The sequence below is a fragment of the Kolteria novifilia genome (assembly GCA_007748055.1).
GTDB lineage: Bacteria > Planctomycetota > Planctomycetia > Kolteriales > Kolteriaceae > Kolteria > Kolteria novifilia.
Genome location: CP036279.1, coordinates 7,271,765 through 7,287,585 on the forward strand (window position 1 = coordinate 7,271,765; position 15,821 = coordinate 7,287,585).

11 protein-coding genes are annotated in these 15,821 nt (G+C 62.7%); 6 read left to right on the top strand and 5 right to left on the bottom strand.

The annotated features are described in order from the left end of the window. Nucleotides 1–122 precede the first annotated feature (122 nt). From Pan216_RS26660 to Pan216_RS26675, 4 genes are read right to left on the bottom strand one after another with little or no spacing between them, the layout of a single operon-like run. Nucleotides 123–1,844, bottom strand: a complete 1,722-nt coding sequence (locus tag Pan216_RS26660) for an alpha-amylase family glycosyl hydrolase (protein WP_145263047.1) — start codon at nucleotides 1,842–1,844, stop codon at nucleotides 123–125. A 24-nt stretch (nucleotides 1,845–1,868) separates the two neighbouring features. After that, a complete protein-coding gene (locus Pan216_RS26665; RefSeq protein WP_145263049.1) occupies nucleotides 1,869–3,134 on the bottom strand; it encodes a glycosyltransferase family 4 protein in 1,266 nt (421 codons plus the stop codon). A 16-nt stretch (nucleotides 3,135–3,150) separates the two neighbouring features. Beyond that, nucleotides 3,151–4,050, bottom strand: a complete 900-nt coding sequence (locus Pan216_RS26670; RefSeq protein WP_145263051.1) for an HAD family hydrolase — start codon at nucleotides 4,048–4,050, stop codon at nucleotides 3,151–3,153. 16 nt (nucleotides 4,051–4,066) lie between these two features. Beyond that, nucleotides 4,067–5,629 carry a glycosyltransferase gene (locus Pan216_RS26675; protein ID WP_145263053.1) on the bottom strand — a complete coding sequence of 521 codons (1,563 nt, stop codon included), beginning with the start codon at nucleotides 5,627–5,629 and terminating at the stop codon, nucleotides 4,067–4,069. A gap of 313 nt (nucleotides 5,630–5,942) precedes the next feature. Between Pan216_RS26675 and Pan216_RS26680 the strand changes: the two genes are divergently transcribed. Beyond that, nucleotides 5,943–7,163, top strand: a complete 1,221-nt coding sequence (locus tag Pan216_RS26680; RefSeq protein WP_145263055.1) for a glycosyltransferase family protein — start codon at nucleotides 5,943–5,945, stop codon at nucleotides 7,161–7,163. Nucleotides 7,164–7,292: 129 nt separating this feature from the next. Continuing rightward, on the top strand, nucleotides 7,293–8,663 hold the full coding sequence (locus Pan216_RS26685) for a permuted SH3 domain-containing protein (RefSeq protein ID WP_145263057.1): 1,371 nt from the start codon (nucleotides 7,293–7,295) through the stop codon (nucleotides 8,661–8,663). 402 nt (nucleotides 8,664–9,065) lie between these two features. Here Pan216_RS26685 and Pan216_RS26690 read toward each other — a convergent pair whose 3' ends face one another. Continuing rightward, a complete protein-coding gene (locus Pan216_RS26690; RefSeq protein ID WP_145263059.1) occupies nucleotides 9,066–9,320 on the bottom strand; it encodes a hypothetical protein in 255 nt (84 codons plus the stop codon). A 203-nt stretch (nucleotides 9,321–9,523) separates the two neighbouring features. Between Pan216_RS26690 and Pan216_RS26695 the strand changes: the two genes are divergently transcribed. The 4 genes from Pan216_RS26695 (at nucleotide 9,524) to ppdK (ending at nucleotide 15,820) form a co-directional block, all read left to right on the top strand. Beyond that, nucleotides 9,524–10,534 carry an ABC transporter substrate-binding protein gene (locus Pan216_RS26695; RefSeq protein WP_145263061.1) on the top strand — a complete coding sequence of 337 codons (1,011 nt, stop codon included), beginning with the start codon at nucleotides 9,524–9,526 and terminating at the stop codon, nucleotides 10,532–10,534. After that, a complete protein-coding gene (locus Pan216_RS26700) occupies nucleotides 10,531–12,147 on the top strand; it encodes an ABC transporter permease (RefSeq protein ID WP_145263063.1) in 1,617 nt (538 codons plus the stop codon). The genes Pan216_RS26695 and Pan216_RS26700 overlap by 4 nt, the downstream gene beginning before the upstream one ends. 38 nt (nucleotides 12,148–12,185) lie before the next feature. Beyond that, on the top strand, nucleotides 12,186–12,758 hold the full coding sequence (gene thpR, locus Pan216_RS26705) for an RNA 2',3'-cyclic phosphodiesterase (RefSeq protein ID WP_419193041.1): 573 nt from the start codon (nucleotides 12,186–12,188) through the stop codon (nucleotides 12,756–12,758). A gap of 341 nt (nucleotides 12,759–13,099) precedes the next feature. Next, entirely contained in the window at nucleotides 13,100–15,820 is a 2,721-nt protein-coding gene (gene ppdK, locus Pan216_RS26710; protein WP_145263067.1) for a pyruvate, phosphate dikinase, read from the top strand. Nucleotide 15,821: the final 1 nt, after the last annotated feature.

The following is a 15,821-nucleotide window of genomic DNA, read 5'->3' on the forward strand; positions in this document are numbered from 1 at the left end:
TTCGACATGAGCGGCAGACGAAAACGACTGGGGCCTTGGCGAACCTCGGCTCCCCAAAGTCAGACGCTTGCCCCCGCAAGCGCGGCGGTGGAGGCATGGACGCGACGCCCCCGAAGCGATCGTCAAACGTTGGTGAGCCACATCACCTGGTATGGCTCGAGAACGAGTCGGTCCTCCGGCGTCGTGCGTCCCGAGATCAGATCGCGCGACGCCTCCCAGCCGCCGACCATGTCGAGCGTCTTCATGTCGGCCTCGACGGCCGCGCCGGAGACATTGGCCAAGACGATGATTCGACTCGTGCCATCCATGCTCGTCCGGCGGAATCCGAAGAGTGCGGGATCCTTGGACTCGAGAACCATCTGCGGGGCTTCGGGATGGAACGCCGCCTGCTGCGTGCGAATCTCGAGAAGCTGCTTGAGGCCATCGAAGATCTTTCGCTGCGGAGAGGAGGCGTCGTCGAGGATCGCGTCGAGTTCCTCGAGCTGAAACTTGCGGCGATTGATGCTCCGCGCTCGCCCGGTCCGCGCCGCGCCGTCGACGTCGTTGGGCGTGCCGACCAAGCTATGGAAGTAGATCGCTGGAATTCCCCGCAGCGACATCATGATCGTCTGCGATGCGAGGAAGCGGCGTTGGTGAAGCTCCGATCCTTCATCCCCCGGCTCGGCGAGGGCGGAGTAGTAGGTGACGTTGAGTTCGTAGGGACTTTGGCCACCGTCGGAATCGGTCTTGGTACTGACATGGGCCCCGCGGCTTCTCGCCGCTTCGACCAACGCGCCAAAGCGCTCGTCGGAGACCAATCCCGCCAACGGCGTGACTCCGATCCCGTCGTGCGAGGCGGTGAAGTTGAAGAACGTCGTCCCCGGAGCGGACTCACAGACAGTCTTCGCCCAGGCGGCCAGCGGCGCGCTGTCGCCGGTCAGCAGCGCGTCGAGCAGAAGAGGCGGCAGACTGAACTGGTAGACCATGTGGGCCTCGTCTCCGTCGCCGAAATAGCTGATGTTCTCGGCGTGGGGAACGTTGGTTTCGGTGATCAGGATCCGATGCGGCGCGATGACATCGAGCACGTCGCGCATCAGTTTGACCAGTTCGTGGGCTTCGGGAAGGTGAATGCACGAGGTCCCGAGTTCCTTCCACACATAGCCGACCGCGTCGAGCCGGATGATCCGCGCCCCGTGGGAGAGATAGGTGAGGAAGACATCCATCATCGCGATGAGGACGTCGGGCTCCTTGTAGTTCAGATCGATCTGATCGTCGCTGAAGGTCGTCCAGATGTAGCGAGTTCCCCGACTCGTCTCAAAGCGAGTCAACAACGGCAAGCTTCGTGGACGCCGGACGCTGGAGACATCGGCGGCGGGGTCTTCCTCAATGAAGTACCGCTCGTAGGTCGCATCGCCAGCGAGGTAGGCCTGGAACCACTCGCTCTTGCTCGAGAGGTGGTTGAGGACCAGATCGGCCATGAGGTCGGCGTCCTGCTGAAGATCGGCGAGATCGTCCCAGGTGCCGAGCGCCGGATCGACTTGCACGAAGTCAATGATCGAGAAGCCGTCATCGGAGGAATATGGGAAGAACGGCAAGACGTGGACCGTGCTGAGGCAATCTCCGAGCCCGCGATCGCGCAGGAAGTGATGCAGCGTCGCCAGCGGAGCCTCTTGATCCCGCTGGATCTGATCCCCGTAGGTGATGAGGAAGACATCGCGCTGGTCCCAGCGCTGGCTGCGCGTTTCCTTGATGTCGGGAAGATGCTTTTCCGCGAGCGCGACGAGGCGCTCGAGGACCGATTCCACATCGGTCCCGTACAGTCGCGTCAGTCGCGGCCGGAGTCGAGACGCAAGCGTGTCCAGCAAAAGGAATCCCTTCTGCTCTGGGGATCAAAGGTTGTCCGCACCGGTGAAGTTGGTCACGAGCGCCCTCAGCTTCCGTCGCAAGACGCTGTAGCTGAAAAAGCGGGACGCGACCGCGTAGTTGTGCTCGACCATTTCCGCGCGATACTCGGGATTTGTCAAGAGACGTCGGACACTGTCAACAACCTGTTTGGTGATAAAGCCATTCATGGCAATGACTTCGAATCCTTTGGGCTCGATGTCGTCGATGTAGATGGAGTAGCGATTGACGACCACCGGCTTGCGGAAATAGAAGGCCTCCAGGAGGGCATTGCCGAATCCCTCGTAGATGCTGGGGTAGGTGATCAAGTCGGCGTGCTGGTACGCGTCCCAGAGGGAGTAGAGCTTCTTGCCATGCTCGTCGAGACCGCGTTTCTCGCCGATGCGATTGTCGACGAACAGAAGCTGGACGTTCTGCCGGGCAGCCATCTCGCCGATCGCTTCCTTGTAGTCGTAGCCCTCGTCGCCGGCCTTGTGCGTGATGATGAGCTTGACGCGATCATCCCGAAGCTCGGAGATTAAACTAATGGCGTGTTCGATGCCTTTGCGGGGAACGACCCGAGTCGGTTGCACGACGAGGATATCCTCGTCGCTGACGCCGATCGCCTGGCGAAAGTCGGCGCAGTAGTCGTCGATTGGCGGCGGTGGCACCTCGAAATTGAGCACGTTGGGCACGAGGATCGAGGAGATGCCGCGGCGGTGGGAGAGGGCTTGCTGCCCCGCCGAGTTGATCGTCGCATGCTGAATCGTCGACAGCGCGGGCGGAAACGCCATCGTCAGCAAGTCGCCGACGGAGTTGGGCGTGAAGCGAGTCCGCTCCCAGTAGAAGTCGTGGTGATGGGCGATCGTCGGGAATCCGGTCTCGACCACGAAGTGCGTCAGCGCGACCCCGAGCGGAATATTCATCGGGATACACAGGGCGTTTTGCACAATCAGGATGTCGATGTTGTAGCGTTCGACGAACTGGTAGATCGTCCCTTTGAGGTACTCGGCCATGTCGTAGATGGAGCGAGTCAATTCGCGGGAACGAGTCGTGGTGCCGAACGCCTCTTCGTTCATCTTCGCGATGTCGGGATGATCGAAAGAAGCCTCGGGAACGAGCATGCTGATATCGTCGGCGCGATCGAGGATGCCCGCGTACCAGTAGCTGATGTGTTCGTGATGCCAAAGAACCTCGGCCCATTTGGCGCTTTCGAGGGAGACCCCGTCAGTGCCACTGAATCGAGTCGAGATGAAGCCGATGTTCTGTCCCATCGCTGATCTTGCGTCCTCATATAGGCGGGCGAGTCAGACAGTCTGTAAGTTGGTCGAGTTCCGTCAAGACCAGGTTAGGCCGAATTCCGTCACAGCGGGAATCCTCGCGCCGAAGTCGCAAGCTCCGCTTGTCGCCGGCGAAGAGCGCGGTCTTCAGACCGGCCTTCGATGCCGCCATGACGTCGTTGAGCATGTCGTTGCCGACATAGAGCGTTTGCGAGTCCTCGATCCCACGGCCACGAAGAGCGTTGAGCGCTCGCGCGAATAACTCCGGCCCCGGTTTCGCGGCCAGATGCTCGAACGAGAAAACGAGCAAATCGGGTTCCATTTCTAACTCAATGAGCGAACAACGGAAATAGGCCTCGAAGAGCATCGGGGTGAAGAACTGCGCGTTGCTGACAATGCCCAGAGGATAGCCGCGTTCCGCCAGCGATCGGATGACCTTGGCCGCGTGGGGCATCGGCCACGTCGGGTTGACTCGGGATTCGTAGGCGATCGCCAGTTGCTCGATCGCGTCGTCGTCGAGTTCGGGCCCCTCCACATCGCCACGACCACGCAGCGCGGCGATGGTTCGCCGCCAAACCGAGCGTATCTCGACCTCGGGGAAAGGCGTCCCCCGCTGGCGTCCCTCGGCGTGATCTCGCTCAATGGTCGCAAGAAAGGCCGAAAAACCGACGTGACCCGCGACTCGACACTTCAACCCGACCGAGGCGAGGGCTTCCGCGAAGACGTCCTCGCGCGCCGCCTGACGGAGCGTCCCGACGTCGCCCGACCCGCTCACCAGAAGCGTTCCGTAGATGTCGAACAGGACCGCGCGGACGTCCGGAAGCTCTTCCAGGACGGGCGTCTCAGCCGTGGGCACCGGCTCCAGGGAAGTCGCTGATTGACGAAGATGGTCGATGATGGACGCGGACATGGAGCTGTCAGTCCTCTCAAGTCCGCAACAAGCGGAATCGCGAGAATGCGAGAAACTGCCTCAGCAACGCCGCCGAATTAGGCACCGATTCGACCGATGCCCCAACCGGTTGCTTCGCGATGCTTCGATAGTGATTCAAGAGACGTTGGCCCAGGGCCTCGAGGCCAAAATGCGAGCGAATCGCGTCCTGATTGGCCGCGATCCTTCCTTCAAAGGACGCGGCGGGCTGGTCCCACTGATCGACGATCCACGGGTTCGCCGCCGCAATCGCCTGGCGACTCGACCGTTCCTGAACCACCCGAACGATCACCGCTCGCTGGAGCGACTCGTCGAGATCGCCGAAGTCAACCGTCGCGCCGACGCGCTGGCAAAAGGCTCGCTCGAGCTCTTCCTCGGAAGGGACTGGCAAGCGGTAGTTCCGAATCAGGCGTCGAAAAATCGCCACCATCCGTTCGCGCAAGTCATCGAGCGCGACCAGCGACACCGGAATCTTCAGCGACGGCTGTAGGGCGGCAAGATCGACGCCGGCGTTGACGAAGTCGCCCGTGATCTCCGGCAAGTCTCGCCCCAAGAGCCGGCGGCCCGCCAACCACGACTCGAGAAAGACCATCCCGAATCCCTCGGCAAGGCTCGTCGTCAAGATCGCGTCCGACGCCGCGAGACAGTCCGTGTAGCGAAGCGAACTCCTCGCGCCCGTCTCGAAGACAAACGGAAGCGCAAGCACGTCAACGAGTTGCCGCCAGTGGCGATAGGACTCGACCTCCGCGGGATTGAGCGTCGGCAGCGACACGCCGACCGTCGCCCGCCCCGCGAGCAACGCCGACCACAAGATTGCCTCGCCGACGTTCTTGCGACGAATCGCCCGTACCGGGTAGAGCAAGAGCGGCCGACTGGCGGGAATGCCCAACTCTCGCTCGAGCACCGCTTTGGCGGGACCGGAGGGCGGAATCTCCCCCAAATCCGGCACCGGGTTGGGAAGCAGATGCAAGTGATCGTCGACGATCCCCGTCTCGGCGAACCACGCGCGATCGCGCGAATTGAGCACGGCGTAGTGAACGTGATCCGCCAGCGGATAGAGTTCGGCGCCCAACTTCTCGGGGGAACCATCGGCAAGCGCCGTCGCCAAACGAACGTAGTTCGCCGAGCGGAAATCCTCGGCGAAATCGTGGGGTTGCAGCAGGAGACGCCACCCATCGCTCGCGAGTCTTCGCACCGCGCCGGGAAGGGAGATGTTCTTGCCCAGCGAATGGTTGTGAATATGGAGGACCGTCTCGTCCTTGGAGAAACCGATCGTTTGCAAGAGACGCTTGATCGACGCGGTCAACGAGTCCGGAGAAGCGTCCACTCCCTCGTCGTAGGCGAGCTCGGGGAGTGCATGAAGCCGGACACGAAGTTGTCCAAACGATGCGGCGAGATCGCCGGGCCATCCGTCGTCGCGTCCGCCATGCAGCAATGCCACGTCGAGTTGCTCATCGGCTTTCAGGACGGCATCGAGCGCCTTGAGGTGGTTGGCGATGACTCGCGTGACGCCGCCATGGCCGAGATGGTAGTGGGCGATCGCGAGGTTGGGCAAACTCATCGGGGATCTCGTCTGAAAGGAGGGCGAGCCGGGCCAGTCACGAATATCCCGCCGTCGCTACGTCGACATCATAAATAGATAGCGGCTTCGGTGCAGACGAAGCCTAGCATTTCCAGGAAGGAAGACCGACGACGCCGGTACGGGAATCGGTCGACCTTCGTGGACGAGGTGGTAACAGTCACCAACGCGACGGCAAACCGAGAGGAGAGGCGCGATGCCAGCAGCTTGAGCGCGCGGTCCGGGCCGGTCCCGGTATCGCCACCGTTCACTTTCCCTGACGATGCGGTATCCACCCTGAGAGAACAGAACTACCATGGCCGACTTTCTGCAAAATGGACTCATCACGACGCTCCACGACTTCGCGGGCGCGGGCCGCGAAGCCCACGAGGAACTCCTCCGCGAGGCGACCGTCAACAGCCCGATCGGCTTGCTGCTGCCCGTCACCGCTTCGGACATGCGCGCGGCGCCCTTCGAGCGCATCTGCGAAGAACTGACCGGCGCCGACTATGTCCAGCAGATCTCCGTGGTCCTTGGCCAAGCCCCCGATGTCGCCGACTACAAGGAAGCGGCAGCCAAGATCGCTCGGCTCGGCGACCGCGCCCGCATACTCTGGACTGACGGCGAACGCGTTCAGCGCCTCTACCAGCACCTAGACGACGCCGGGCTCGATCTCGGCTCGCCCGGCAAGGGCAAATCGGTCTGGACCGCCTTCGGCTACTTCCTCTCCTACTCGGAACTCCAGGCCTACGTCCTGCACGACTGCGACATCGCCAACTACGATCGCGACATGCTCGCTCGGCTCTGTCTGCCGCTGGTCCATCCCAGTTTCGACTTCGAGTTCTGCAAGGCCTACTACGCTCGCTACGGCGATCGGCTCTTCGGACGAGTGGTGCGTCTGTTGGTCACGCCCATCCTGCGCGCGATGATGAACATCATCGGCCATCACCAGTTCCTGCTCTATCTCGATAGCTATCGCTACCCGCTCTCGGGCGAGTTCGCCGTCACGCCAATGTTGGCTCGCTACAACCGAATCCCCAGCGATTGGGGACTCGAGGTCGGCACGCTCTCGGAGGTCTACCGCAACACCTCGCTCAAGCGGGTATGCCAAGTCGATCTTTGCCCCCGCTACGATCACAAGCATCAGATTCTCTCCGAGGGCGACCCGAGCAAGGGGCTCACGCGGATGGGCACCGATATTCTCATCTCGCTGATCCGAACGCTCGGCAGCATGGGGGTCGTCTTCCAGCCGTCGACCTTCGTGTCGCTTCGTTCCTCCTATCTCCGAGCGGCTCAGGACGCGATTCGGCAGTATCAAGCCGACGCCGTGATGAACGGACTGAACTACGATCGTCACTCCGAGGAGACCGCGGTCGAGACCTTCGCGCAGCAAGTCATGATCGCCGGCGAAAGCTTCATGCGTGATCCGGCCGGCTCCAAAGCGATCCCGAACTGGACGCGCATCCTCTCGTTCGATCCCGACTTTCCGCAGAAACTCCGCACCGCCACGGAGGAAGACGCGAACGAGTTCGCCTAGCGGCCCGCTGGTCTGATCCCTTAAAAGGAGACAGTCGGGTGCCCCCGCGAAAGCCGGACCGTGGTGCCCGACTTGGGATACTCGGCACCCGTCGCATGCGACTTTCAGGATGGAGGCGCAACGATCGTCATGAAACGCTGGATCCTGTTCGGAGCAATCGGGTTGGCTGTCCTCTTCGGCCTCTCCCTGCTCCTCTCGCCCTCGGGACGCCCCGTCGATGTCGCCACGGCGACCCGACGACCGATCCGCACCTTCGTCGAGGAGCGGGGCAAGACGCGACTTCCGCGCATTTACTCAATCACCATGCCCTTCGAGGGCCGGATCGAGGAGATCGAGTACCTCGAGGGGTCTCCCGTCCTTCAAGGCCAAGTCGTCGCCCAAATCGAGAAGGTCGACCTTCGGACCCAAGTCGCCGAAGCCCGCGCGCGGGTCGAGGCCCTTACTGCCAGGATCGAGGAGAACGACGACGAACGCCTGGAGCGGTCCGCCCTCGACCAAGTCGATCGCTTCCTCGAATCAACGGACAGGACGGTCGAGTCGGCGGAGGAGACGACCAAGTCGAGCCTGGCGCGCGCGGAGTTCAACGATCGGGAACTCGAACGGCAGCGAAAGCTTCGGAAGCAGAAGGCGGCGTCGGAGTTCGAGTTCAACCAAGCCCAGCTCGACGCGGTGGAAGCGACCGTCGATCACCGCAAGGATGTCCTCCTGCTACGAGCCCTCGAGGCGGGCCGCGACGGTTTCCGCATCGGCCGACGGGCGATCGAACAGTACATCGAGAAAAAGTCCCTCAAACGCGCCGTCCACGAAAAAGAGAAGGACGAAGCCGAGGCCCAGCTCGAACAGGCGCTGCGCGACTTGGCCCGTTGCGATCTGAAAAGCCCTGTCGACGGCATCGTCCTCAAACGCCACGTCGAGAACGAACGCGTGCTGCCGGCCGGCGAACTGTTGCTAGAACTCGGCCGGATCGAGGACCTCGAAGTGGAGGCGGAAGTCCTCTCTCAAGAAGCGGTCACCATCAGCCCCGGCGACCAAGTCGACCTCTTCGGACCGGCCCTCGGCGAAGGCGCCATCGCGGGCCGCGTCGCACGCATCTACCCCCAAGGCTTCATGAAGGTCTCCTCGCTCGGCGTCGAACAACAACGCGTGCTCGTCATCGTTGAGTTCGCCGAGGGAGAGTTCGAGCGTCTGGAGGAGCAGGGGAGGAAGCTCGGCGTCGACTATCGGGTCAAGGCGCGCATCTATACCGCCGGCAAGGAGGATGCGCTGGTCGTCCCTCGTTCGGCCCTCTTTCGGGGCCGCGACGGCGGATGGCGCGTCTATGTCGTCCGCGACGGCAAGGCGGTGCTCGCCGATGTTTCGGTCGGCCTTTCCAACGATGAAGAGGCGGAGATCCTCGACGGCATCGCCCCCGAGGAACAGGTGATCCTCGCCCCCGAGTCGGACCTCAGCGATGGCATCGCCGTCGATCCCCACGAGCTCGAGACGCTCAATCAAGAGTAGCGGTGACAAGCCTCGGGTCCTGATGGACGAGTTCGTTGCCCAGCGGCTCTTGGTTGCAAGTGACTCTCGGGTGCTACGGAACGATCGATTGCTTTAAACCGATCGACTGCTACGAGACGATTGGGTGCCATGCCCACGCTCGCCGTGGGCATGCTGGATACGCTCGCCGTGGGCATGCTGGATACGCTCGCCGTGGGCATGCTGGATACGCTCGTGATTCAGCGCATGCGTCAGGCAATAGCCTGACCTACGGTTCCGTCTAGCTCTAAGTGTCAGCCGCTTGTTCCCCTCTCCCTGTGGGAGAGGGGTTAGGGGTGAGGGGGTTCGCCTTCGTGAATCTACCTCAATGTTCGAGTCTCGCGTCAGGCTGACCTACGGGGCAAGCGCTAAGCGGAGCCCGTTTCAATCGAAGCCTCGCTGGAGCTGCGGATGCTTCGTCAATCCGGAGAAGGACTGCCCGCGGTGATTCGCGGCCTCTTTCGACTCGGGGACGTGGCCTTGATCCCAGGCGTTGGGCACATCGTCGAGCTTGGGACGATGGTTGCGAACGTAGCGATCCCAACTCGGCAACTCGCCTTCGTAGAATGCCGCCTCCGAGTCGGCTCCCTCCGCGGGAGTCACAAAGTGGCGGGAGATGAGATGAATGATGTTGTCCATTCGCTGGCTCTCCAATTTCTCGCGACAGTCACCCTTCGGGTTCGCAGGAGCACCCGACACTCGGCCCACGACTGACGCTCGCGAATGAAACGTCGCCACCACCTCCACGGGGGTTGGAACGATCGGCTACTCTGGGAGCCAATCGCGACGACGCCGCTTTCGCGAGACGTGGTAGATTCTAGAAAGACCGACTGGGGTGAGTCATGAATCGTTTCGTGTTTGTCGTACTTCTCACTAGCCTCGTCGGCGTTGGCTGCGGCCAGCGGCCGACCGTGGTCGTTTATTGCGCGCTTGATCGCGAGTTCTCCGAACCGATTCTCAAGCGTTTCGAGGCCGAAACCGGCTATCATGTCCTGGCGAAGTACGACACCGAATCGACCAAGTCGGTCGGTCTCACCGAGCAGCTCCTTCGCGAGAGGAGCCGGCCGCGTTGCGACGTTTTTTGGAACAACGAGATCCTCAACACCGTCCGGCTCGCCAACGACGGCGTGCTCGAGCCATTCGAGTCGACCGTCGGGCGGGAGTATCCGGAACGGTTTCGTTCGCCGGAGAATCTCTGGTATGGTTTCGCCGCCCGCGCTCGCGTCCTGTTGTTGAACACCGGCGAGACCGAAGGAGAAACGCTCCCCACGAAACGCGAGGAGTTGACCGACCCGCGCTGGCGCGGTCGCCTCGGGATGGCGAAACCCCTCTTCGGCACGACCGCGACGGAGGTCGCGTGCCTCTTCGCCGTCGCGGGGCCCGAGTGGACCAAACAATGGCTGCTGGGCCTTCGGAGCAACGGCGTTCACGTCCTCTCCGGCAACAAGCAAGTCGCGGTCGACGTCGGTGCCGGCCAGTTGGCACTCGGCATGACCGACACCGACGACTCGCTCGGAGAACTCCGTGCCAACCACCCCGTGAAGATCACCTACCTGGGCAATGGGTCGGACGGACTCGGAATCCTGCTGATCCCCAACACCGTCTCCTTGATCCGCGGCGCCCCGAACGCGGAGCCAGCTCGCCGGCTGATCGACTATTTACTCTCCCCCGAGACCGAGGAAATCCTCGCTCTCGGCCCGAGTGGCCAGATCCCTCTCCATCCGCGTGCCAAGGCGTCGCCGAAGCTCGACCTTCCCGAACATCCGAAGTGGATGGCGGTCAACTACGAGAAGGCGGTGGAGCACTGGTCCGACGCAATGACCTTCATCAAGGACACGTTCACCGCCCCATGAAGCCGACCACCTCCGGACGCCGACTCTTCGCCGACCACGGCTTTCGTTTCGTCGTCTGGGGTCTGCTTTTGGTCATCGTCGCGCCCGGCGTCCTTTGGCCTATCGGGTTGGGCGTGGGAGACGCCGATGCCTGGGCGATGGTCCGCGACGACTGGCCTCGGCTGCGCTCGTTGCTCTCTTCGACGATTGGCCTGGCATTCGCCATCGCGGCGATCGCCGTCCCGATCGGGTTCCTCGCGGCCACACTGCTTTTGCGATTCCGCGTCGTCTTCCGCTCGCTTTGGCATGTCGGACTCGTCGCGGCCCTATTTACGCCGCTGGTTGTCTATGCCGACGCGTGGTACGCCGTGCTGAGTGGACTCGTTCCGAGAGGCGGTTGGGCGGCGTGGTGGTCGGCGGTCGCAATCCATGTCATGGCGGTGGTTCCGTGGGTGTCCATTCTTCTTGGGATCGGCCTGTCGACGAGTCGTGCCGATCTCGAGGAAGCGGCGCTGCTTGACACCGGACCGCTTGGCGTCTTGCGAAGGATCACCCTGCCAAGCCTTTGGCCGATGCTCGCGGCGTCGGCGCTGCTCGCCGTCGTCCCGGTCCTCACTGAGATGGCGATCACCGATCTCTTCGGATTGCGGACCTACGCGGAGGAGGTCTATACCCAGTTTCAGTCGGGGGCCGCCGAGGCCGCCACGGTCCTGCTCGCCCTTCCTATCACGGTCGTGTTGACAGTCCTCTTGGCGGTGGTGGTCGAAACGCTGGGCCGCCGAGCGCGCGGCTTGCGGGCTTCGCCTCGGCGCGAGCTAACCCAAGGACGCCTCATTCCGACGCTCTTGCTCGTGAGCCTCGCGGCCGGCTATCTGCTGCCGCTCGGCGCGCTCGGCCGGCAACTTGGCTTGACCTCGTCGCCGAGTGGGGAAGTTCGTTGGTCGAGTCCAACCGCTTGGCACTACCTAGCCCGCGAACTGGCCAGTGGGTGGTCGACGATCCTGGCCAACCTCGCCGGGAGCTTGGTGACGGCCCTCGGCGTGACCATCGTCGCGATCTTGCTCGCGTGGCATCATCGCTGGAGCGGCGAGGTGACGCGGGCCGCTCTTCTTGGCTTGGCGTGCTGGCTCTTCGTTCTTCCTGGACCTGTGCTCGGCGTCGGCCTGATCGCGCTCTTCAATCGTCCGGGCTATCTCGGCATCCCGGGGCTGATCTACGACAGTCCCGCCATCGTCTTCCTGGCCCAACTGCTGCGTGCGTTGCCGTTGGCGTTCCTGATCACGAGCAGCGTCTTCGATCGGATGGACCGGCACCTCTTCGACGCGGCGATCGTCGAGGGAGCCGATGCTTGGAACCTGCTGACGAAGGTGGCCCTTTGGCCCGCGCGGCACGCGGTCGGGCTGGCGGTGCTCGTCAGTTGGGCGACCTCGCTCGCGGAGCTTTCGGCGACGAAAATCGTGGCTCCTCCCGGGTTGGACATCCTTTCCCTGCGTGTCTTCTCGCTCCTACACGTCGGCACCGGCAGCGAGCAAGCGGCGCTCGCCCTGCTCCTGATCGGATGCGCGACCCTCTTCGCGACGGCCGTCGTGCTCCTGGGCGACCGCTTCCGCTCGACAACATCCCACGACGCGTGATAACTTGAAGACAGACCGAGTCTTCAAGGAAGATCAACGTGGAGACGATCCGCACGTTCGTGGCCCTTCGCTTCGACGAGCAAACGAACGCCGAACTCGAGCGTTTCATCGGCGAACTTCGCCGCTCCTACCCCGACGTGAAATGGGCCCCGGCCGAGAACCTCCATCTCACCCTCGTCTTCCTTGGCGACGTCCACGTCAACGACCTGAACGGCATCACCGAGGCGCTGGCCGAAGTCGGTCGCGAGTTCGATCCGTACTGGCTGTCGCTTCGGGCGATCGGCTGTTTCCCCAAACCGGCGCGAGCGCGGATCGTCTGGGTCGGATGTGACGAGGGGAGTGACGAGACGACCACCCTGCAAGATCTGATCGCCACCCAGCTCGAGCCCTTTGGTTATCGCCGGGAGAATCGACCCTACCGCCCCCACGTCACGATCGGCCGAGCCAAGGGACGACACCCCCTTGCCTTCGACCACGGGGTGCGAAAATGGGCAAGCTGGCACGGCGGCCCGACGGAGATCACGGAAATCTGCACCATGGGCAGTCAACTCGGTCGCCACGGGCCGACCTACTCGGTCCTGGCCCGCTGTCCGCTTGGACAGGACGACTAAGCCGCATCCTCGATTCCTCATTTATTGGGAAGGGCCTGAGAGCCCCACACCCTCCGCCACGCTCGGAACGTTCACGCCTGGAACCGGCGGCCGATCCCTTGGCAACCGAGCGGGTTTCGGTACAACGGGCTGTGATTTACTGGTCCTCAGGAAGGAATGTCGCCAACGACGACAGGACTTTCGCGAGATGGAACAAGCCCCTGCCAAACGGTTCTGAGTCAGCATGTCGGCCCCCCGGGGACCGGTTTTGTCGCTCACGGGCCCGGCGCTGTTCATGTCATTGCGCGGGCAAGGCAAAGCGGGCGAGCCGATATCACGGAATCGAGACGGAGAAATAGAGCATGGCCAAGAACGTCTATCTCTTTGGCGACGGCACGGCGGACGGCGACGCGAAACTGCGTGAGCTGCTCGGTGGCAAAGGCGCCAACCTGGCGGAAATGTGCAAGATCGGTCTCCCCGTTCCCGCCGGGTTCACGATCACCACCGACGTTTGCACCTACTTCAACGAGCACAACGGCGAGTACCCGCCGGAGCTGAAGGCGGAAGTCGACGCCGCCATGGCCTTCATCGAAGAGAAAATGGGCTGCAAATTCGGCGACAAGGACAACCCGCTGCTTCTTTCCTGCCGCAGTGGTGCCCGCGAAAGCATGCCGGGCATGATGGACACGGTCCTGAACATCGGCCTGAACGACACCACCGTCGAGGCGCTGGCCAAGTCGTCTGGCAACGAGCGTTTCGCGTGGGACTCCTACCGTCGCTTCGTCCAGATGTACGGCGACGTCGTCCTCGGACTGAAGCCGACCTCGAAGGAAGAAGAGGATCCCTTCGAGGAAATCCTCGATCACACGAAGAAGGAAAAGGGTGTCAAGTTCGACAACGACTTGACCACCGACGACCTCAAAAAGTTGGTCAGCGACTTCAAGAACGCCATCAAGACCAAGACCGGCAACGACTTCCCCGACGATCCCAATGAGCAGGTTTGGGGCGCCATCCGGGCCGTCTTCTCCAGTTGGAACAACGACCGGGCCTTCGTTTACCGCCGCCAGTACGGCATCCCCCACTCGTGGGGCACCGCCGTCAACGTCATGGCGATGGTCTTCGGCAACCTCGGCGACGATTGTGCCACGGGTGTCGCCCTGACGCGTGACGGCTCGCTCGGCACCCCCGGCGTCAACGGCGACTACCTCATCAACGCCCAGGGCGAAGATGTCGTCGCCGGTATCCGCGCTCCCAAGCGGATCGAGGTCGAGCTCGAGAAGGACATGCCCGCGGCCCACAAGGAACTGGTCGAGACCTGCCAGAACCTCGAAAAGCACTACCGCGACGTCCAGGACATCGAGTTCACCATCCAGCGTGAGAAGCTCTGGCTCCTGCAGACGCGTAACGCCAAGCGGACCGGCTTCGCCGCCGTTCGCATCGCGTGCGATCTGGTTCAGGAAGGGATCATCACCAAGGAAGAGGCAATCACCGTCAAGCGGATCCCGCCGGACGACCTCAACCAACTGCTTCAGCCGCTCTTCGATCCCGAGTCGAAGAAGAAAGCGGTCAGCGACGGCCGGCTCTTAACGACGGCGATCAACGCCGGTCCGGGTGCGGCCAGCGGCAAGATCTGTTTCCACGCCGTCGACGCTGAGGCGATCGTTCAGAAGACCCCCGGCACCAAGCTCATCCTGGTTCGTCGCGAGACGAGTCCGGAAGACATCCGCGGCATGGCGGCGGCCCAGGGCATCCTGACCGCGCTCGGCGGAACCAGTTCCCACGCGGCTCTCGTTAGCCGTCAAATGGGTAAGGTCTGCGTCTGCGGTGCCTCCAATCTCGAGATCGACTACAAGGCCGGCACCCTCACCGTTGGCGACACCGTCCTCAAGCAAGGGGATGACATCAGCATTGACGGCTTCACCGGGGAGGTCTTCGCCGGCGAGGTCGAGACCCGTCCGAGCGAAGTGCTCCAGGTGCTCGTCGAGAAGAACCTCGCTCCGGAGAAGTCCGAGGTTTACCAACGTTTCGCCCAGGTCATGGAGTGGGCCGACGAGTTCCGCAAGCTCGGCGTTCGCACCAACGCCGACCAGCCGGGCCAGGCGTCTCAAGCCGTCGCCTTCGGCGCCGAGGGCATCGGACTCTGCCGTACCGAGCACATGTTCTTCGATCACATCGACGAGATTCGCGAGATGATTCTCTCGAACGCGAAGATGGCTCGCGAGGCGGCGCTGGCGAAGCTGCTCCCGTTCCAGCGTGGCGACTTCGAAGGACTCTTCAAGGCCATGAACGGCAAGCCGGTCACCGTCCGCTTGCTCGATCCGCCGCTGCACGAGTTCCTCCCGCACGACGAGGAAGGCCAGAAAGAGATCGCCAAGAAGATGGACGTCGAGCTCGACGTCATCGTCAAGCGCGTCAATGAGCTGCACGAGTTCAACCCGATGCTCGGTCATCGCGGTTGCCGTCTCGGCATCGTCTACCCCGAGATCACCGCGATGCAAGCGCGGGCGATCTTCGAGGCGGCGTGTGCGGTCAAGGCCGCGGGCATCGAAGTTCATCCCGAGATCATGGTTCCGCTGGTCGGCTTCGAGACCGAACTCGCCAACCAAACGAAGCTCATCCGCGACGTCGCTCAGGCGGTCTTCGAGGAGAAGGGGATGTCGGTCGAATACATGGTCGGCACGATGATCGAAATTCCTCGCGCGGCGCTGGTCGCGGACGAGATCGCCAAGCACGCTGAGTTCTTCAGCTTCGGCACCAACGATCTGACGCAAACCACGCTCGGCATGAGCCGTGACGACTACGGTCCGTTCATCAACTACTACCGCGAGCACGACATCGTTCCGAACGATCCCTTCCAAACGATCGATCAAAACGGCGTCGGCAAGCTGGTGAAGATGGGCGTCGAGTTGGGTCGCAAGGAGCGTTCGGGACTGAAGATCGGCATCTGCGGCGAGCACGGCGGCGATCCCGCCAGCGTCAAGTTCTGCCACGGTGCGGGACTGAATTACGTGAGCTGCTCCCCCTTCCGCGTGCCGGTGGCTCGTCTCGCCGCCGCCCAGGCGGTGCTCGAAGAGAAGAAGTAGT